The following is a 20,036-nucleotide window of genomic DNA, read 5'->3' on the forward strand; positions in this document are numbered from 1 at the left end:
CTTCTCGTCGCAGCCGCGTGATGCCGGATGTCGGCACCGCCGACGTCATACTTTGCCCCATTTAGGCGGGAATAGTCACGTGTTTTTTAGCAAAAGGACGAACATGCTGCTATCTCACGTGTCTCTCTACGCGGTCAGGGCGGCGAGCGGCACCTCGCCACCCCTCTGGCCTGGTGCTACCCGACCATCGGACCCTGCACGAACCAGAGGAGCCGACCCGGGACCTCGTCGCCGCCATAGCGCTTGAAGGGGCGGTCGATCTGGAAGGCCGCCACCCCGCCGCACGAGAAGGGCAGGCGGGAACCACACAGCAGCCCCGACACCTCGTCCATGAAGGGGACATGCCCCACGCAGACCACCGTTCCGGGCGCCTTGGCGATGCGCTGCGAGAGCTCGACCATGAACGTGCCGACGTCCTGGTTGGTGAGGCAGTCGTGGAGCTCGGCCGCCCCCAGGGGCAGGCCGATGGCCGAGGCCGCGATGTCCGCCGTCTGGCAGGCGCGGACCGCCGCACTCGTCCAGATCTCGGCCTGGGCGCGCTCGCCGTTGCCGAGCAGCGAGAAGGCCCGCGGGAAGCCGGCCGTGAGGGCGACCGTGCCCTCCGGGGTGAGCGAGCGGGCAAGGTCGACCTGCTCGGGCTGCTTCTTCTCGGCCTTGCCATGACGTACGAGCACGAGCGTGATTGACATCGTGTTCCTCCTTGAGAGCAATGCTGGGTCCCAGTTTAGCCAGGCGATGTGTCAGAGGCCAATCTTAAGGGTTCCTGCACCGCGAACGGAAGCGGAGGGGGCCGACGGCACGTCCGGCCCCCTCCGCGGTCATGGACCGTCCTCGACGGTCCGGTCCGTAGGCTCCCGTGCAGGATGACCTACTCCTCCATCTGCTTGAGGTACCTCTCGTCGATGCAAGGCGTGGTGCAGGTCGCGCAGCTCATCGTACAGGGCTCCGCCGAGAACTCGCCGCCCGGCAGCGTGGCCGCGACGAGCGTGGACTGGTCGCCCTTGGCAAGCTCGGCCACCTTGGCGGCGTCGAGCTTGAGCGCCTTGGTCATGCGCTCGCCATAGGCGGGGTCGGCCCAGGTGCAGTGGACGGCATGACGGTACTTGATGGTCTCGGAGCAGGGCGCGATGTTGCGCGCCGTGTTGCCGATGAGCAGCTCGCGGTGCTCCTCGTCCATGACGCGCCAGAGGTCGCCGCCCGCGCGGAAGCAGTCGTCAGTGGGGTCGTCGGTGGGGTCGTAGCGCCACATGGCGCCCTCGAGGTCCAGCGGCGGCTCCATGACCTCGGGCTGGGCCGTCCAGTACCCCATCGAGTTGGGCGTGTAGGCAGGGGCGTCGCCGTAGTTGCCGTCAGTGCGCATGAAGCCGTCGCGATGGTAGTCGGCCACAGGCGCGTGCTTGGCCTGGTTCACGGGGATCTGGTTGTAGTTCACGCCCAGGCGGTAGCGCTGCGCGTCGCCATAGACGAAGAGGCGGCCCTGCAGGAACTTGTCGGGCGAGAACCCGATGCCCGGCACCACGTGCGCCGGCGTGAAGGCCGCCTGCTCGACCTCGGCATAGTAGTTGTCGGGCCAGCGGTTGAGCTCCATCTCGCCCACCTCGATGAGCGGGAACTCCGCATGTTTCCAGATCTTGGTGATGTCGAAGGGGTTCTCGTAGTGGGCCTTGGCCTGCTCCTCGGTCATGACCTGGATGTACATCTTCCACTTGGGGAAGTCGCCCTTCGCGATGGCGTCATAGAGGTCGTGCCCCGAGCTCTCGCGGTCCGACGCGCAGACCTTGGCGGCCTCGGCGTCGGTGAGGTTCTTGATGCCCTGCTCGGTGAGGAGGTGGAACTTGACCCAGACGCGCTCGTTGGCCGCGTTGTACATAGAGAAGGTGTGCTCGCCGAAGATGTGCATGTGGCGGAAGCCGTCGGGGATGCCACGGTCGGACATGACCACCGTGGTCTGGTGGAAGCACTCGGGCAGGAGCGTCCAGAAGTCCCAGTTGTTCTGCGCCGAGCGCATGCCTGTGTGGGGGTCGCGCTTGACGGCGCGGTTGAGGTCGGGGAAGTTGTGGACGTCACGCACGAAGAACGTGGGTGTGTCATTGCCCACCAGGTCCCAGTTGCCCTCGTTGGTGTAGAACTTGATAGCGACGCCGCGGATGTCGCGCTCGGCGTCGGCCGCACCGCGCTCGCCGGCCACGGTCGAGAAGCGGGTGAACAGGTCCGTCTTCTTGCCGACCTCGCTGAAGATGTCAGCCTTGGTGTACCTGGTGATGTCGTTGGTCACGATGAAGGTGCCGTAGGCGCCCCACCCCTTCGCGTGCATGCGGCGCTCGGGAATCACCTCGCGGTCGAAGTGCGCGAGCTTCTCGAGCAGCCAGACGTCCTGCATCATGACCGGGCCGCGCGGACCCGCCGTGATGCTGTGCTCGTTGTCCTCGACCGGAGCGCCTACCTCGTTGGTGAGCTTCCTGTTGGTGGAGTCTGCCATGGGTGCCGTCATCCTCTCAGGGGTCGCATATGGTCCTCGTCCTGGTTCATATCCCCCCATCCCGAGAGGAACAGACCAGGTCCCGACCACCATTTCGGCGAGCGGTCCTTCTCCACAGGCGGGCCATATTCCGGTTGATGAGCGAGGTGAGCACGCGGCCCAGCCAGGGTCACCCCGGGCAGGCAACGCGGGACGGCGGACGCGTTGCCTGGCGATAGTAACCCGCGACGCCAGGTCCGGGCCCAACCAGGGTCACCCCGGGCAGGCAACGCGAGTCGATGGACGCGTTGCCTGGCGATAGTGACCCGCAGCGTCAGGTCCGGGCCCAGCCGGGGTCACCCCAGGCAGGCAACGCGGGACGGCGGACGCGTTGCCTGGCGATAGTGACCCGCGACGCCAGGTCCGGGCCCAACCAGGGTCACCCCGGGCAGGCAACGCGGGACGGTGGACGCGTTGCCTGGCGATAGTGACCCGCAGCGTCAGGTCGGGGCCAGGCCAGGGTCACCCCGGGCAGGCAACGCGGGACGGTGGGCACGTTGCCTGGCGATAGTGACCCGCGACGCCGAATCGGGGCGCCGGCAGGGCCGGGCCCGGTCGGGGCCACCTGCCTTCCGACGCGAGGTTCTTCTCGCCAGCCTCCTAGGCCGCGGCAGCGACCTTGTTGATGGTGAGGTAGCCTGCGATGGCACCAGCCACCGCGCAGAGGCAGCCCTTGAGGACGAGCATCCCCGTGAAGCTCAAGGGCTGGGGCAGCACGAGCGCGAGCAGACCCCCGACCACGAGAAGCACGACCATGCAGACGGCCCCCACGACCAGGCTGGCCAGGAAGGTACCGGCCGGGATGAAGCCCAACTGGCGCGCCCCCTCGGTCGAGAAGGACCCTTTGCGCAGGTCGGACCTCGTCATCGGGGCCACGATGAGATAGAGCAGGAGCCCCAGCAGGAACCCGGTGAGCGCGAGATCCATGAGAATCGCCGTGAGCGAGAAGGTCGCCGTCCGGTCACCCATATGCAGCAGGAAGAAGATCAGCGCGTTGATGATGCCGTTGATGAGCCCATAGCCGATGAGGCACTTGTTGAGCAGGTACGACTCGAGAGGCTTCGGATCCACATGAGTGTCTGATGCCATGATGCTCTCCCTTGGTCGACGTGAGTCCAGCATATCAATCGGCCTCACGCAGGGCCCGCAGGGCTTGCATCGATCGAACAAGCGGGTCGAACTCGTCCCCAAACGGTCGCCGAGAGGGCCCACGACCCGCGACACGCGTGGTACGCTTCTGCTGTCGACAAGGAGCATGCCATGGTCATCGCATCGTCCAACACCATCGAGGGCCGCAAGGTCGAGACAATCGGTATGGTGAGCGGCAACGCCATCCTCACCAAGAACACCGCCCACGACCTGCTCACGAGCTTCAAGAACTTCCTGGGCGTCGAGCTCGACCTGCTACGTGACTCGACGGAAAGGTCCCGTCACATCGCGCGCGACCGCATGGCGGCCGAGGCCGAGGGGCTGGGGGCCGATGCGGTCTGCGCCGTGCGCTACGCCGGCAGCTCGTTCGGCAACGGAATCGTCGAGATCAGCTGCTATGGCACGGCTGTGCGCTTCGTGGACGAGAAGGACCAGGCCTGACGCGCACGCCTGCGCGAACGTGCCGGCCGCATCGAGCGAGGGGACCGTGGACATGACCGAAGCCCCTGGACGCACGACCGCCCCTTGACGAGGCAGCGCGCCCAGACGGAGGACCGATCCATGCAGACAACGAGCACAAGGAAGGCGTCACATGTCAATCGAGAAGGTACGCAGCTATCTGGCCGAGCGCGGGATGGCCGAGAGGATCCTGGAGTTCGACACGTCGAGCGCCACGGTGGAGCTGGCGGCCGAGGCCGTGGGCGTGGAGCCGGCACGCATCGCCAAGACGCTCTCGTTCAAGGTGGGCGACGGGGCCATCCTGGTCGTCGCCGCCGGTGACGTCCGCATCGCCAACCCCAAGTACAAGGCGGCCTTCGGCTGCAAGGCCAAGATGCTCGCCCCCGACGAGGTCGTCTCGCTCGTGGGACACGCCGTGGGCGGGGTCTGCCCCTTCGCGGTGAACCCCGGCGTCAAGACCTACCTCGACGAGTCGCTCAGGCGCTTCGACATGGTCTATCCCGCGGCCGGCAGCGCCTCGAGCGCCATCGGCCTCACGATCCCCGAGCTCGAGGAGCTCTCGCAACCGGCAGGCTGGGTCGACGTCTGCAAGCCGCAGGCCTGACGGCGCAGGAGAGCAATTCGCAAGAAGGCGCGCGGCCCGACAGGAGCGTCAGGTCGCGCGCCGACAAGCGTCCGTGGACGTGTCTACCTCTCGATGTAGACGATGGGCTTCACGAGGTCCTTGGGCTTGTCGTTCATCGTCCAGAAGGCCTCCTCGATCTTGTCGAAGCCGTCGAACTGGTAGTTGAGAAGCTTGCCCGGGTGCACCCGGTCGTAACGGATGAGGTTGAGCATGTGCTCGATGCGGTAGGCACCACCGGGGCAGAAGCCGTTCCTGATGGTGATGTCTGACTCCCCCAGGCCGAAGAGCGTGGCCGGGACCGAGTAGGTCTCGGTGGGGGCGATGCAGGCGATGCTCGAGATGTTGCCGTTGCAGCGCACGAGCTGCATGGCCTGGTTCATGCAGTTGACGTCGTGGATGGCGATGATGGCACGATCGACCTGACCACCGTTGGCCGCGAGGATCTGCTCGACGGTGTCGCCATCCTTGTAGCTGATGATGTCGGTGGCGCCGTACTCGCGCGCGAGCTTGACGCAGTTGGGACGGGTGCCGATGGCGAAGATGCGACCGGCACCACGCAATGCGGCCGCAGCCACCGCCATGAGGCCCACCGGACCGATGCCGAAGACGACCACCGTGTCGCCGAACTGCACGTTGGCATTGTCGGCGGCATAGAAGCCGGTCGACATCATGTCGACGGTCATGAGGGCGTCCTCGACCGAGACGTCGTCGGGCATGTGCACGAGGTTGGCGTTGGCGTTGTTGACCTTGAAGTGCTCGGCAAAGACGCCGTCGTGCGTGATCATGAACTTGAAGCTCTTGATCCAGCCGGTGTCATGCGCGTTGTTGGAGTCGCGCTCCTGCAGGGCCGGCTCCTCCCAGTCGGGCGTGCAGCACGGCACGACCACGCGGTCCCCCGGCTTGAACCCGGTCACGAGCTCGCCGACCTTCTCCACCACGCCGAGGGACTCGTGTCCCAGGATGACGTTGGGCAGGTCGAGGTCGTTGATGATGGAGGTGTCGGACGAGCACGGGGCCACAGCCGTAGGACGCACGATGGCGTCGAGCGGGCCGCAGGTGGGCTCCTCCTTCTCGATCCAGCCGGCCTTGCCCTTCGAGAGCATTGCGAAACCCCTCATGTCGAGCTCCTTCCACGTGCTGCCAGGCGGACGTCCGCGCAAGGTCGCATGTCGCCCACACCGAGAATGACCACACACCAGTGGCCGTTGTACCCATACGAGAGGGGCCGTAGGACCTGGACGTCCATCCGCCACGCAAGCCGCAGATGTCGATACTCGCATCGACGCGAGGGAGGGGACGAGAAGAGCCGGGACCACCTCGCGGCGGCCCCGGCCCTGACGATCGGACGCATGTGGGTCTCTCGGCTAGCGCTCGTCGCGGCGACGCCAGAGGCAGAGCATCCCCAGGCTCGTGAGCAGGAGGCCGACCGTGCCGACGCATGCCATGCCCGTGAGGTCGGACGTATCGCCGGTCCTGGGGGTCGCGGAAGCGGCCTTCGAGACGGTCGTGGTGGTCGCAGCCGTCGTCGCGGCATCGGTCGGTGCAGCAGATGTCGTGGACGCGTCGGGCGTCGTGGGGGTGGTCGGTGTCGTGGGGGTGGTCGGTGTCGTAGATGTCGTGGGGGTGGTCACGGCGTTCGTGATCACGATCCCGCTGCCGTCGTCGGTGAGTGTGGCCGCACCGCCCGCATCGGACGTGAGCGTGAGCCTGCCCGCCGCATCGACGGTGAACGTCACGGGCTCACCCAGCGCGTCATGACCCGCAGTGGCCGCCGTCTGGGTGAGGGTGTAGCCCTGCCCGGAGACCAGCAGCGCATCGAAGGCCGTGGCTGAGGTCGTGGACGTGAACGTCTTGGACGTGGTGCCGTCGGCGAACGTGCCGGCGAGCGTGAACGTGGCCCCCGCGAGCGTGGTGCCATTCTCGTCGGTCGTGAGGATGGTGGCGCGTATCGGCGAGTCGACCACGGCGAGCGTGGTCTTGGCCGCGTCGAGGGTCACCGAGGAGGGCGTCCCGTCAGCAAGCGTGAGCGTGCCGTTGGCATTGCAGGTGACCTGCACCTTGGTCGTCATGCAGGCATAGCCTGCGGGGGCGGCCGTCTGCTCGAGCGTGTAGGTGCTCCCGGCCACGAGCCGGCCTGCGACCGTCTGGCTCGCATCGCCCGAGAGCAAGGTGAGCGTCGAGGCCGTGGCATCGCCGGCGTACGTCCCCGTGAGCGTGAACGTGGAACCGGTGTCCGGGTTCCCAAGCCGGTCGACGCTCGAGAAGGTGAACGACATCGCGACGTCCTCGAACTCGAGGACGTTGTCCTGACCGACTGATGCCCAGGTGTCGGTGCCCGCGGTCGTCTTGTACGAGAGCTCGCCGGCGTCGCTCATGCGGATGGTCATCGCGCCGTCAGCTGTGAGTGACGCGTCCGGATAGCTGCTCGTCATCGACGTGGGCAGATAACCCGCAGCCGGCGTGGTCTCCTTGATCGTATAGTCACGGCCGGCGGCAAGCGCGCCGGTGAGCTGTGCCACCGAGTCGGCAGCGCTTGTGAGCGTCTTGGTGCTCGCCTCCGTGTCCCCGGCGAACGTGCCACCCACCGTGCAGGTAGCGCCCGACAGGCGCGTGGTGCCGGCGGTGTCAGTGGTGACGAGGCCGAGGGAGTTCTGCTCGTCCTGCGCGTAGAACACATCCCGGGCCACGTCGTTCCAGGTGCCGTCGACCTTCTCCTGCAGCTGGCCCATGGCAGTGATGCGCAGGGTCGCGGATGTCGCAGAGAGCTCATAGCCCTCGGGCGACACGGTCTCGGTCAGCGTGTAGGTATGGGACTCGTCGGCATCATCCGAGCTTGTGAAGAGCTGACCCGACAGGAAGGCTCCGACCTTGTCAGTGGGATTGAGCGTCTTGGATGTGGTCCCGTCGACGAACTCACCGGTCAGGACGAACGTCGAGCCACCAAGCAGGATGAGGTCATCCTCGTCATCGCCGAAGGCGTTGGTCTTGAAGAGCACGAGGAACGTCGGCATCTCGGTCACCGTGACGGTGCTCCCCTCGCTGGTGACCATGCTGCTGGCGCCGTCGAGAAGCGCGAGCGTGCCGTCCTGCTCGAGCCTCACCCGAAAGTCCGCCACCTTGGAATAGCCCTTGGCCATGGCCGTCTCGGAGATGGTGTAGGTGTTTCCCGCCACGAGCTGCCCGGTCATGGTCGCCTCGGTCGCCCCGTCGAGCAGCGTCCGGGTCTCGCTCCCAGCTCCGCCGACGAAGGTGCCCGTGATGGTGAAGTCGCATCCCGCCAGCGAGACCGTCCCCTCCCCCTCGGTCTTGTGCCCAAGGTTCTTGAGGGTCAGGGAGTTCTGGGCATCGACAGCCTTGAACGTGTTGTCAGTCACATCGGTCCAGGTGTAGCTACCCTCCTCGCCACCACGCACCTGCAGCTGGCCGGCCTCCGTGATGCGGAGCCACGTGTTCGGCACGGTGATGACGTAGCCGTCGGGGGCCTTGGTCTCTGAGAGCACGTACACGTGGCTGGTATCGGTGTCACTCGTGCTGGCCACGAGCTTGCCGGTGATGAGGCCGCTGCCGTCGGCGGGCGCCGAGTCAGTGGAGGTCCAGCTGACCGCGCCCGAGCCATCGGCGAAGGTGCCATAGAGGCTGAACTCGGCACCGGCCAGGTACTTCCCACCCGCATCCACTGTGTCGACCTTGGCAATGGAGACGCCGTTCTGCACGTCTACCATGGTGAGTGCGTTGTTGGTGACGTCGGCCCAGCCGGTCTGGCCGTCGGCGCTCCGCTGGAGGGTGCCCGCGGTCGTCATCCGCAGGTAGACGTCGGCAGGCGTCTGGTAGCCTGCAGGGGCCACGGTCTCGGACAGCTTGTAGACGCTCGTGCCATCGGCCACGAGCCTGCCAACCATGGTGTAGGGGTTGTTCGTCGTACCGCCGCCAAGGGTGCTCCACGAGAAGAAGTCCGTGGTGCCATCAGCGAACTTCGCAGCGCCGACCGGTGTCAGCTCGAACTTGGTGCCCGCGAGCTGGGCGCTCGTGGCACCACTCACGCCTGCCACAGCGACCGAGAAGGACGTGCGGGCATCAGGGACCAGGATGTAGTCGTCCTCGACGTCGGTCCAGGTGCCGTCGGCCTTCTCCTGCAGCCTCCCCGCCGTCGAGACACGGAGCGTCTTGGGCGACATCGAGATGGCAAAGCCCGCGGGCGCCATGGTCTCGGTGAGCGTGTAGGTATGGGTCTCGTCCGCATCGCTCGTGCTGGCGACGAGCTGGCCTGTGAGGACGGTCGCACCTGCCGCGCCCCCGTCCGTAGGCTCGAGCGTCTTGGATGTGGAACCATCGACGAAGACACCCGTGAGCGTGAACGTGGAGCCCGAAATGGTGGCAGGGTCAGGGTCGTCGTTGACCTTCGAGAGCTTGAGGGTGGTCGGGGTGTCGGTCACCGTGAGGACGTTGTTGGTCACGGACGTGAATGCACCGTCAGCTGCATCGCTTTGGGAGAGGTTGCCGGCAGCGTCCATCATGAGATAGACGTCGCCAGACGTCCGGTAGCCCGCGGGGGCAGCCGTCTCAGACAGCTTGTAGACGCTGCCTGCCACGAACTCGCCCGTGATGTCATGGGAGGTACTGGTTGAATCGGTGGCCCAGGTGATCGGGGCCGTCGTGCCACCCGCGAACGTCGCCGTGCCCTCTGGCACCAGACTGAATCCAGCCCCTGTGAGCTGCGTCGTCGTGGCCCCCTCGACACCAGCCACGGTAACGGTAAGGGAGTTCTGCGTATCACTCACCGTAAGGGCGTTGTTGGTGACGTCGGCCCAGCCGGTCTGGCCGTCGACGCTCCGCTGCAGGGTACCCGCAATCGTCAACCTCAGGTAGACGTCTGCAGACGTCTGGTAGCCCGCAGGGGCTGCCGTCTCGGACAGCTTGTAGACGCTCGTGCCGTCAGCCACGAGCTTGCCCGCGACGACCTTGGAGGCATCGGTCGTGGTGGTGGTCCAATCGATCGCATCGGTCGTGCCGTCCGCGAACTTCGCCTCACCTTCCGGCACCAGGCTGAAGCCGGTCCCGGCAAGGTCTTCTGCGCTTGCTCCCTCGATGCCGCCCTTGGTGACGGTGAACGAGATCGGCTCATCAGCAACGGTACCTTTGCCCGCCGCGGACTCGATCGTGTAGTCCTCGCCTGACGAGACACCCGACTGGGCGACCGTCACCTCGTAGGCGGTCGCGTCCAGCATGTAGCCAGGGGCTGCGGCGGTCTCGACGACCTCGTAGGTGCCAGCGGGGACGTCCACGAACCAGAGCTGCCCATCGCTCGTGTTGGTACGCGAGTGGGTGTTGCCGTTGGAGTCCGTACCGGTGAACCTGGTGCCAGCCGCGCTCGTCTTCTGCGTGCCGATGACGGTGTAGTCCGTCTCGGACGTGTACTTCCGCAGCTCGTACGTGGCCCCGTTGACCTTGGTCGCCGCATCACCCGCATCGACCTTCGTGAGCGTGACAGCCGCGTTGAGGGGCGTGTTCCTCATCAGGTAGCCAGAAGCCGTGTTCAGCGTGTTCACCGAGAAGTCCGACCACGTGTAGTTGGTGGTAGCACCTGCCGTCACCGTGAACGCGTTCGTGGTGCTCGTGCTCGAGCAGAAGTCGCTGCGTGTGCCTACCTCCTTGAAGTAGTACGTGCCCGCGCCCAGGCCCTCGCTGAGTGGCTTGCCGGTGAGCCTGTTCGTGATGGTCTTGGCCGCAAGCGTCGAGACGAGGCCGTTCGAGTCGGAGACGATAGGGGCAGAGGACACGAGCTTGTCGTTGCTCAGGTCGATCTGCCCAGCGCTATCCTCGCGATAGAGGTCGAACGACGCGCCCGAGAGGGTCTTCTTCTGGTCAGTCGGACTACCCTGCTCGTCGAAGATGGTCGTCGAGTCATACTTCGTGAACTGCGCCTGCCCCACCTCGAGCTCGCTGCGCAGGATGAAGGTGGTGCCGCCATCCTCGCCGACGTTGAGGTAGTCGTTGCCGGAGCTGCCGTTGGCCGCGTCTCCGTTGTTGAGGCTGACGCTCGTAGGCATGCCATCCATGCCGATGGCGAACTCGATCGACTGCGTGTCGGTGTGGTTGGCGGTGCGGTAGCCCGTGGCTACCGTGGCCTCGACCACACGATAGGTCGTGCCCTGCGTGAGACCGGTGAAGGTGTGTCCCGCGGAAGCGTCGTCAGCCGAGGCGACGGTCCACGTGGCGTTGTCGCCAGTGACGTCGGTCCAGCTGTAGCTACCCGCCTCGCCGCCACGTACCTGCAGCTGTATCTTCGCCTGCGTGGCACCTTCCGCTGCGTCATAGACCCCGTTGCCGTACTGGTCGAGGCTCCTTACGGTGACAGAGGTCGGGCTCCCACCCTGCGGCAGGAATACCTGCTCTTGGGACTGCGTGGTAACCGCCAGCCCCTGCACGTCCGTGCCTGCAGACGACTGGGACGTATCCGCATCGGAGGTGGCAGCGTCATTCTCGTCGGTCGTGGCGGCTACCGTGGTGGAGACCTGGGTGGTCGCCACCTCCTGACCCGTGGTGGCAGCGAGGGCCTCGGCGATGGGCGTCAGGCCACCGAAGGAGAGGCTCGTCACCACGAGGACGGCAAGAAGGAGTGCGAGTGCCACCGCAAGAGAGTGCGACCCATGCCTCGGGACGGACGGGGAGAACGAGTCGGACAGGTCCTGGCTGCTGTGATGAGACTTCATATGATGCTCCTGGGGAGACACGTCAGACGTCATCGACGTCCCTGGTCGCGATGGGGGGGGGTAGGGTGTTCGTTCATGGCATCACATGAGTATAAACGCGCTGGCAGCCAGACCGCATCAGATTGCAACAGGGGTTTCTGACTGTTCACCAAAAGAGGGGCCGGGGCCACCCTGCGGCAGCCCCGGCCCCTCTCGACCGACCTGATGATGGGTCCCCTATGCGGACGTGCTGCTCGACGTGTCCACGCCATAGGCGAGCAGCTCGTCGATGGTCACGAAGGAGTAGCCCTCGGCCTTGAGCTCGGGCAGGGCCGTCTTCAGGGCCTCGATGGTCTGCGTACGGTCGCCACCGCCGTCATGCATGAGGATGACGCAACCCGGATAGGCCTTGAGGATCTGCGACTTGATGGAGTCCGCACCAGGACGACGCCAGTCCTCGGTGTCGATGTCCCAGCCGATCTCGGCCGTGAGGAGCGGTTGGAGGTTGGTGACGGCACTCCCGTAGAAGTTGCCGCCGGGAGCTCTGAACACGCGGCTCACCTTCGTGCCGAGCAGGTCGTCGATGGCGCTGAAGCCCTTGTTGACCTCCTCGGTCTGCTCGTCGGCCGTCATGTAGGTGATGTTGACGCCCTGGCCGGAGCCTGCGGCGTGGTCCCAGGTGTGCGTGCAGATCTGGCAGCCCATGCTCGAGGCGCGCTTCACGGCGTCGGGGTACTCGCTGATCTGGTTGCCGATGGTGAAGAAGGTCGCCTTGGCGCCATTCTCCTCGAGGACGTCGAGCAGGTCGTTGGTGGTCGACCAGGGGCCGTCGTCGAACGTGAGGGCGATGACCTTCGTGCCCTGGGTGTTGGCATCACCGATGATGAGGCCGGCGTCCTGGGCCTCCTTGGTGACCTGGGTCGTGGTCTTGCCCGAGACGTCACCGGTCGTGGTGGTCTGCTCGCCGTTCGTACCCTGGGAGTAGACGTGCAGGGCACCCTTGTAGTAGTCGGTCGCGGTGACGTCGGTCCCCACCGTCTTATAGGGGATCTCCTCGGTCGTGGTGGTCGACGACTCGGTGGTGTCCGTGCCATCACCGATGGTGAGGGTCTCCTCCTTGGTGAGCTTGGTGGTCCCGTCACTCGTGGTCGAGCCGTCTGCCAAGGTGGCGACGAAGGCGTTGCCGCCGCCCTCGGTGATGACGCTGCCGTCGATGGCGAGGAGGTTGCCAGCCTTGGGCGAGGCATACCCGGCCGTGATGGCCTCGGAGATGGTGGTGCCACTCTTGACCTGATGCGTGTCGCCGTTCACGGTGACGTTGAAGTAGGGAGGGTTCAGGAAGAAGTAGACCCCGCCCACGGCGATGGCCACCAGCAGGACCAGGACGATGGTCGTGACGTTCTTGTGCCCACGCCTCTTGGGAGCCTTGCCGCCCTGCCCCTGCTGGGAGAGGTAGGGGTTGCTGCCGGCGGAATGCGCGCCATAGGCTCGCGACCCGCTCCGCCCCTGGGCATCGGCACGGTCTGATGCGGAAGCGACCCGCGAGGAGTAGCCCCGGGCCGCATGGGGCGAGCCGGCGCCGGCGCTGTAGTAGCCGTTGGCACCGCGCGAGAAGGCGGATCCCGACTGGGCCTGATACCCGTCGGTCGATGCGGCACGGGACTCGGCCGGGCGGTACCCGTTCGAGGAGTGCGGCGAGGTGGCATGGGCGTGCGCCCTCGAGGCGGAAGACGCGTCGTATCGTTTCTGGCTGCTTGTCATCGTTCCTCCGAAAAGCTCGTTCCCGTTCATGCCATCATAAGGTAACGAGAGAAACTCTGCAGCGTAGATGCCCACTTCCTGAATGTGCGCGCCACTGGCCACGAATCTACCTGGAACTATCCTGAGGCCTTCTCACAGGGTCACCATCGAGCCGCCACATGTGCCATTCAACAAGTGGCAGATATGTCACTGGACCGGCTTGGCGCCTGGGTAGAGGTCGTCGAACTCGATCTTGTAGGTGTTGTGGCCGGACGAGTCGTTGTCCCTGGCCAGCGGGGCACAGATGTAGTCCGAGTCACCCTCGCTGGGGCTGGAGACGGAGAGGGACCTCTGCCAGGACTCGTCGATCACGGTCGAGCGCTGCATGGGGATGGGCGGTGCCTGCTGGCATGGGCCCTGGCCGATGCGGGCACCGCTATGCCTGAGCGCCCTGGTCAGGAGAGGCCGCCTCGTCGGAGGAGGCAGGGGCCGCGGGCACGTCATCCGTCGGCTGCTCGGGAGCAGCCGGAGCCTCGGGCGCAGGCGAGACAGGAGCGACGGGGGCCGCGGGAGCAGCCTCAGGCTGCGGGGACGGCGCGACGGGGGCCGCGGGAGCCTGGGGCGCATAACCCACCTGCTGCACGACGGGCTTGGCCGGCACAGGGACCTCGCCTCCGGCAGGCCACTCGGGAACGTTGCGGGCGATCCAGTAGCCGACGCCGCGATAGCTGACGAGCTTCACGATGACACCGACCACGGCGCTGACGATCCAGACGAGCAGGAGGATGGCGCCGCTGGAGCCCAGGAGCCCCATGACCGAGCCGAGGGAAGAGGAGCTCCCATAGGCGACGCGGCCGAGGATGCTGGCGGCCGAGCCGAGCAGGACTCCCCCGAAGAGGAGGCAGACCAGCAGCATGATGCCGAACTTGGCCAGGCTCGGGAGGAAGACCGTGGCCCACAGCTGGCCGAAGCGACGCTTGGCGCCGCGCCAGACGGAGGCGAAGTCGAAACCGGCGGCCAGGTCGTCGCGGTTATAGGCGCGCAGCGCCGCCGCGATCCCGATGCAGGGCACCAGAGCGAGCCAGATGACGAAGAGCACCCATCCGAGCACGGGCACCACGAGGAGGAACAGGCCGATGAGCGGCCACACGAACCCGACGAGGACCGACTTGAAGCCCCAGGCGAAGTCGCCGTTCGCGAGCATCTCGCGCGGCACGGGCGCATGGCCGCCGTGGACGGCGTCCTCGCCCCACCTGAGGTAGAGGCCGTCATTGCAGAGGTTGAGCACGGGAAGGATCGAGATGAGCATCAGCTTGGCAAGTGCCGCTCCGGTGAAGCTCGCACGGAAGTCGGCCCAGGCCCGCGACAGGGGGCTCGCCTCGACCATCGGCGCGGCGTACGGAGGCGTGGGTGCGGCATAGCCTGGGATGGGCTGGACGGGGGCAGGAGACGGCGTGGGTCCAGGCTGGGATGCGGTCGGCGGGACCGGCGCCCCCTGAACCCGGGTGGCGTCCTCGGCCTCGATCCTCTGGCCGCAGACCCCACAGAACTTCGCGCCCTCTGGCATCTCGGCACCACATTGAGGACAATGCATCGCGACTCCCTCCCATGAGCAACAGGTTCCGTTCATGAGGAGACTATACGCCCGCGGACGGACGGAATCGCCCCGGATGAGGAGAAGATGCCAGGAATGATGCCGTTCGCAGGACGGACGGCATACGAGAGCCGGGAGGTCTTCCTACGAGAGGGAGAGCGATGTGACCTTGGCACCCTCCGGGGATGCGACAGGCACGTCGGCCTTGGCATGCTCGGCGGTCCCCAACTCGAACGAGACCTCGAAGCCCTCGACACGGCAGGTCCCGGCCTGCGTCGAGGGGTCGATGCGAAGAAGCGTGACGGGCCTCTCGGCCGTGATGTCGAGCACGCAGGGCACGCCCTCCTCGAAGGGGACCGTACGCGTGCACTCCTCTGACAGGGCGTTGCCCTCGAGGGCATAGTAGATGAGGAGCTCGCGGTCGGTGAAGGTGCAGCCCGAGATGGTCAGCGAGACGTGCGCATGGGTCCCCGGCTCGATGGGGGCGAAGGTCAGCTGCGGGTCGTCGTCCACGAAGGACCAGGCACCGTCCTCGGCACGCACGCCGCTCTCCCACTTGATATAGCTGTTCTCCTGCTTGACCTCGTCGATGACCATCGTCGCGTCCTTATCGGAAGGGTGTCTGTACCTGCCCGTAGCTTATGCCCATTCTGAGCCAACGCGAGCGGCTTGTCTCGTGCGGGGTCAGCCTCCCAGCTCGACCATGCGCCGGATGCAGCGACCCGCCCCCTCCATGACCTCCTGCGGGAGCGAGACCTCCTCCCCGCCCTCGCCCGTGAGCGCGAGATAGACGTCCATGAGCGTGGTCGCGCGCATGTTCTTGCACGAGAGGCCGGTCGTGAGCAGGGAGAAGCGCTTCTCGGGGCACGCATACTGCAAGTGCTCCACGATCGCGCCCTCGGTGCCGATGATGAAGGAGCATGCGTCCGAGCGTTCGGCGAAGTCCATGATCTGCGTGGTCGAGCCCACGAAGTCGGCCTGCTCGACCACGGCGGGAGGACACTCGGGATGCACGAGCAGCAAGGCCCCGGGATGTGCGGCACGGGCGGCTGCGACGTCGTCGACGCACGTCCTGCCATGGATGGGGCAGCCCCCGTTGAAGAACGCGAAGTCCTTCTCGGGGACCTGTGCCGCCACGTAACGGCCCAGGTTGGGGTCGGGCACGAAGAGGATCTTCTCGCTGGGGAGGGCCCGACAGATCGCGACGGCCGACGACGATGTCACGCAGACGTCGGCATGGGCCTTGAGCTCGGAGGTCGTGTTGACGTAGGCCACGGTCGCATACCCTGGGTAGCGGGACTTGAGCGCCTCGAGGGCGTCCGGGTCGAGCTGGTCGGCCATGGGACAGGTGGCGATGGGGTTCGGCAGCAAGACGCGCTTCTGGGGCGAGAGGACCTTGCAGGTCTCGGCCATGAACCGCACGCCGCACATGACGAGCGTGGGCGCGTCGGCCTTCGCGGCCGCCACGGCCAGTCCATACGAGTCGCCGACCACGTCGGCCACCTCGACGACGTCCTGGGACATGTAGGCGTGAGCGAGGATGAGGGCGTCGGCGGCATGGGCGGCGGCGCGGATGGCGTCCTGCAGCCCGCGCACCGTCGACGGGGCGGTCGGGCAGGTCGCAGGCGCCTGGCCTGCGGCGGCGCTCATGCGCTCGCCCCCATGCGCTCCCAAGCACTGGGAGGTGCCAGGAGGCCGGCCTTGTCGAGCGCCTGCTCGATGGCATCGAGACGCTCGGTGGTGGAGGCCTCCACCAGATGGTAGTGATAGCCAGAGGTCGCGTTCGAGAGGAGCGTCGACTTGGAGTCGCCCAGGGCGCTCACGAAGTCGCGCACGTCGGCCTCGGACGAGATGTCGAGCTCTGCCGTGATGCGCCCATAGACGCGGTGGCTGATGCTGACGTTGCGCACCCGGCCGCCCAGCCCCACGATGAGGCCGAGCTCCTCGGCGGCGCGTTCCGTGGTGTGGCAGACCTTGAACTCGCGGGCGCACCTGATGGGGTCCTGCATGACGTAGCCCAGGTTGGTCGAGAGGATCCCCGGCACGGAGGCCCTGATCACGGCCATGTCCTTCACGATGACCTGGCGGCTCACCTCGAAGCGCGCAGCGAGGTCCTTCGCCGGGACGGGTAAGGCCGAGGTGGTCAGGATCTGCACGATGGCATCCCGACGCTCCGAGACGCTCATCGCGCATCGCCCCCCTCGACGGCAGGGACGGATGTTGCGGCCGCGTCAGCCTCGCACGGGTGCAGGTGCTTGAGCGAGACGTCCAGGATCCCCGCCGAGTGCGTGAGCGCGCCGCACGAGATGTAGTCCAAGCCGAGCCCCAGGTAACGGCTCACGTTCTGGGCCGTGACGTTGCCGGAGCACTCCGTCTGCGCACGGCCTGCGATGAGGTCGATGGCGTCACGCATCTGCCCGGGCTCCATGTTGTCGAGCATGATGATGTCCGCGCCGGCCTCCACCGCCTCACGAACCTGCTCGTTCGTCTCGCACTCGACCTCGATCTTGCGCACGAAGGGCGCATGGGCCTTGGCCGCCAGGACGGCCTGCCGCACGCCGCCGGCAGCACCGATGTGGTTGTCCTTGAGCAGGACCCCGTCGGAGAGGTTGTAACGGTGGTTGGCGCCGCCGCCCACCGTCACGGCGTACTTCTCGAAGACACGGCAGTTGGGCGTGGTCTTCCTCGTGTCGAGCAGGGTGATGCCGCTGCCGGCGAGCAGCGCCGCCATATGGTGCGTGTAGGTGGCGATGCCGCTCATGCGCTGCAGGTAGTTGAGCGCGACCCGCTCGCCCGAGAGCAGCACGCGGATGTCGCCGGAGACGTGCGCCAGGAGGTCGCCCGCGTGGACCTCGTCACCGTCCGCCGCGAGCAGGTCGAAGGAGGTCGCCGGGTCGAGCAGCTCGAAGGTGCGGCAGAAGACGTCGAGTCCGCAGATGACGCCGTCCTGCTTGCAGATGAGGTCGACCGTACCGGGACAGGCTTCGGGCATGACCGAGGCGGTGGTGACGTCCTCGCTGGTGATGTCCTCGGCGAGCGCCGAGCGGATGAGACCGTCGGCGACCACGTGCAGGGTGATGTCATTCATGGGAGGCCTCCGTTGTGGTCCTGTTGCTGTCGGGTGCATGCGTGCCTGCCGACGTCGGGCGTGGCCGTGCGGGATCCGCGGTGCCTCTCGGCTGGGCATCCAGGGCGGCCATGCGCCTGATCTCGCGCGTCGCCGCGTCACGATACCCCGCGAGCACGGCGTCCACGTCAGCATAGGCCTCGAGCGACACCTCGCGCGCGGAGGTGGCGGACCGTGCCGTCGAGAAGAGCATGTCGTCGGCGGCACGCTGGGCGAACACGAGAGACTCGAGCAGCGAGTTGCTCGCCAGGCGGTTGCGGCCATGGACGCCGTTGCAGGCCGTCTCGCCCACGGCGTAGAGCCCGGGCATCGACGTGCGACCGGCGAGGTCGGCGCGTATGCCGCCCATGAAGTAGTGCTGCGCGGGGACCACGGGGACGGGCTCTGACAGCGGGTCGACGCCCTCCTCGAGGCAGCGCTCGTAGATGTTGGGGAAGTGGCCCTTGATGGTGGCCTCGCCCAGGGGACGCAGGTCCTCGAGCACGTGGTCCGTGCCGTCCTTCTCCATCTGGGCGCGGATCGCGGCCGTCACGACGTCACGGGGCTGAAGCTCGTCGGTGAAGCGCCGGCCGTGGGCGTCGAGCAGCGTGGCACCCTCGCCGCGCACCGACTCAGAGACGAGGAAGCGCCGGCCCGGACGCGTGGAGTAGAGCGTGGTGGGATGGATCTGCACGTAGTCGAGGTGCTCGAGCGCGATGCCGTGGGCGAGCGCGATGCCGATGGCGTCCCCCGTGATGTGCGGGAAGTTGGTCGAGTTCTGGTAGAGGCCGCCGATGCCCCCGGTGGCGAGCACCACATGTGGGGCGCGGAGCGCGAGGACCGTGCCGTCAGACGTACGTGCCACGATGCCGCCGCAGCCGGCCTCCGTGCAGATGAGATCGAGCATGCAGGTCTGCTCGACGAGGTCCACGTTGGGGCGCTCGAGGACGCGGGTCAGGAGCGTGCTCGTGATCTCGCGGCCGGTGACGTCGGCATGGAAGAGGATGCGCGGCTTGGAGTGTGCCCCCTCACGGGTGCAGTCGAGCTCTCCGGCGGGGGTGCGGTTGAAGTCGACCCCCAGGCGGACGAGGTCGCGGATGACGGTGTTGGAGCTGCGGATCATGGTGGTCACGGCGTCGGGGTCGTTCTCGAAGTGGCCGGCCCGCATGGTGTCGTCGAAGTAGGGCTGGAAGTCCTCCTCGCCGCGGAGCATGCAGATGCCGCCCTGGGCGAGGAACGAGTCGGACTCGTCGGCCGCCTGCTTGGTCACCACGCACACGCGAAGGCGGTCGGGCAGGTTGAGGGCGCAGTAGAGGCCCGCCGCGCCAGTGCCCACGATGATGACGTCATAGCTGGGCCTGAGGCGCACGGATGCCGACGCCGGGGAGCCGCCCGCCGACATGGCAGGTGCCATGGGCGACGGCGTGCTGGTACCGATCTGCGATGTGAACACGGCGCTCTTCTCGACAGGCGATGCCAGAGGGGCCGTCGCCTCGGATGATGCCGTAGGTATACCAGGTGTATATACACCTGTCAACATCAACGGAGCGAGCCGCGAGCCCGGTGCCACGGGGACGCGGGACCACGGGGGCACGGGGGCACGGGGGCACGGGAGCGCAAGGCCGACACGTGCCTCTCGACGGCACTTCGACCGTCTCCCCCTCCTGCTCGAGGTAGCGCCTTCGGCACCTTCTGACCCCCGAAAAGGTGCCGAAGGCGCTACCTCAACGCAGATGGCATACGAGGCGCGAGCCTCGCGCGCCCTAGTGGTGGTTGCAGGCGGCCGTCGGGTCCATGGGCTCGACCTGCCCCGCCAGGTACCTCTCGACGACGCCGCCCACCGTGGGTGTGGAGGTCTCGGCATAGACGGTGATGCCGCCCTGCGAGAAGCGCATGTAGGGCGGACGACCCATACCGGTCGCGATGATGGCGTCGAGGTCCAGGCCGAGCGCGAAGTCGATGACGCCGCCGCAGCCCACGGCGTCGTGGTCGACGTTCCTGACGGACTCGACGGAGTCGACCTTGCCGTCGGTCACGGTGACGATGGTGAAGTAGGCCGCGTGGCCGAAGTGACCCGCACGCGTGGACTCGAGGCCGGCGTCGGTGTCGCTGGGGATGGCGATTCTCATGAGACTCCCTTGATGGTGGCAGATGGA

Annotated in this window: 15 protein-coding genes and 1 pseudogene; 2 read left to right on the plus strand and 14 right to left on the minus strand. The window is 66.8% G+C overall.

Annotation, left to right across the window (positions count from 1 at the left end; translation table 11 throughout):
• Window positions 1-176 precede the first annotated feature (176 nt).
• From LKE50_09395 to LKE50_09405, 3 genes and pseudogenes are all read right to left on the minus strand, one after another.
• Window positions 177-689, minus strand: coding sequence for a histidine phosphatase family protein (locus LKE50_09395; GenBank protein MCH3968802.1), 513 nt, complete (start codon window positions 687-689; stop codon window positions 177-179).
• 341 nt (window positions 690-1,030) lie between these two features.
• Window positions 1,031-2,479: pseudogene (locus LKE50_09400) on the minus strand (catalase).
• 639 nt (window positions 2,480-3,118) lie between these two features.
• The gene (locus tag LKE50_09405) at window positions 3,119-3,607 is read right to left on the minus strand and encodes a hypothetical protein (GenBank protein ID MCH3968803.1); all 489 of its coding nucleotides are present in this window, start codon (window positions 3,605-3,607) and stop codon (window positions 3,119-3,121) included.
• A 171-nt stretch (window positions 3,608-3,778) separates the two neighbouring features.
• Between LKE50_09405 and LKE50_09410 the strand changes: the two genes are divergently transcribed.
• Window positions 3,779-4,108, plus strand: a complete 330-nt coding sequence (locus LKE50_09410; GenBank protein ID MCH3968804.1) for a YbjQ family protein — start codon at window positions 3,779-3,781, stop codon at window positions 4,106-4,108.
• 151 nt (window positions 4,109-4,259) lie between these two features.
• A complete protein-coding gene (locus tag LKE50_09415; GenBank protein ID MCH3968805.1) occupies window positions 4,260-4,730 on the plus strand; it encodes a YbaK/EbsC family protein in 471 nt (156 codons plus the stop codon).
• Between the two features lie 83 nt (window positions 4,731-4,813).
• Here LKE50_09415 and LKE50_09420 read toward each other — a convergent pair whose 3' ends face one another.
• From LKE50_09420 to LKE50_09470, 11 genes are all read right to left on the minus strand, one after another.
• Window positions 4,814-5,869, minus strand: coding sequence for an alcohol dehydrogenase catalytic domain-containing protein (locus tag LKE50_09420; GenBank protein MCH3968806.1), 1,056 nt, complete (start codon window positions 5,867-5,869; stop codon window positions 4,814-4,816).
• A 246-nt stretch (window positions 5,870-6,115) separates the two neighbouring features.
• Entirely contained in the window at window positions 6,116-11,461 is a 5,346-nt protein-coding gene (locus LKE50_09425) for a hypothetical protein (protein MCH3968807.1), read from the minus strand.
• A gap of 216 nt (window positions 11,462-11,677) precedes the next feature.
• The gene (locus LKE50_09430; GenBank protein MCH3968808.1) at window positions 11,678-13,201 is read right to left on the minus strand and encodes a polysaccharide deacetylase family protein; all 1,524 of its coding nucleotides are present in this window, start codon (window positions 13,199-13,201) and stop codon (window positions 11,678-11,680) included.
• A gap of 186 nt (window positions 13,202-13,387) precedes the next feature.
• The gene (locus tag LKE50_09435; GenBank protein ID MCH3968809.1) at window positions 13,388-13,567 is read right to left on the minus strand and encodes a hypothetical protein; all 180 of its coding nucleotides are present in this window, start codon (window positions 13,565-13,567) and stop codon (window positions 13,388-13,390) included.
• Between the two features lie 49 nt (window positions 13,568-13,616).
• A complete protein-coding gene (locus LKE50_09440) occupies window positions 13,617-14,747 on the minus strand; it encodes a hypothetical protein (GenBank protein ID MCH3968810.1) in 1,131 nt (376 codons plus the stop codon).
• A gap of 171 nt (window positions 14,748-14,918) precedes the next feature.
• A complete protein-coding gene (locus LKE50_09445) occupies window positions 14,919-15,371 on the minus strand; it encodes a hypothetical protein (protein MCH3968811.1) in 453 nt (150 codons plus the stop codon).
• 87 nt (window positions 15,372-15,458) lie between these two features.
• Window positions 15,459-16,424, minus strand: a complete 966-nt coding sequence (nadA, locus tag LKE50_09450; protein MCH3968812.1) for a quinolinate synthase NadA — start codon at window positions 16,422-16,424, stop codon at window positions 15,459-15,461.
• Entirely contained in the window at window positions 16,421-16,960 is a 540-nt protein-coding gene (locus LKE50_09455; GenBank protein ID MCH3968813.1) for a transcription repressor NadR, read from the minus strand. The genes nadA and LKE50_09455 overlap by 4 nt, the downstream gene beginning before the upstream one ends.
• Window positions 16,957-17,862, minus strand: coding sequence for a carboxylating nicotinate-nucleotide diphosphorylase (gene nadC / locus LKE50_09460; protein MCH3968814.1), 906 nt, complete (start codon window positions 17,860-17,862; stop codon window positions 16,957-16,959). Before nadC ends, LKE50_09455 begins: the two co-directional genes overlap by 4 nt.
• Window positions 17,855-19,333 (minus strand): L-aspartate oxidase, encoded by a 1,479-nt coding sequence (locus LKE50_09465; GenBank protein ID MCH3968815.1) that lies wholly within the window; start codon window positions 19,331-19,333, stop codon window positions 17,855-17,857. Before LKE50_09465 ends, nadC begins: the two co-directional genes overlap by 8 nt.
• 310 nt (window positions 19,334-19,643) lie before the next feature.
• Window positions 19,644-20,009 (minus strand): NifB/NifX family molybdenum-iron cluster-binding protein, encoded by a 366-nt coding sequence (locus tag LKE50_09470; protein MCH3968816.1) that lies wholly within the window; start codon window positions 20,007-20,009, stop codon window positions 19,644-19,646.
• Between the last annotated feature and the right edge of the window lie 27 nt (window positions 20,010-20,036).

Source organism: Atopobiaceae bacterium (genome assembly GCA_022483015.1).
Classification (GTDB): Bacteria; Actinomycetota; Coriobacteriia; order Coriobacteriales; family Atopobiaceae; genus JALCUE01.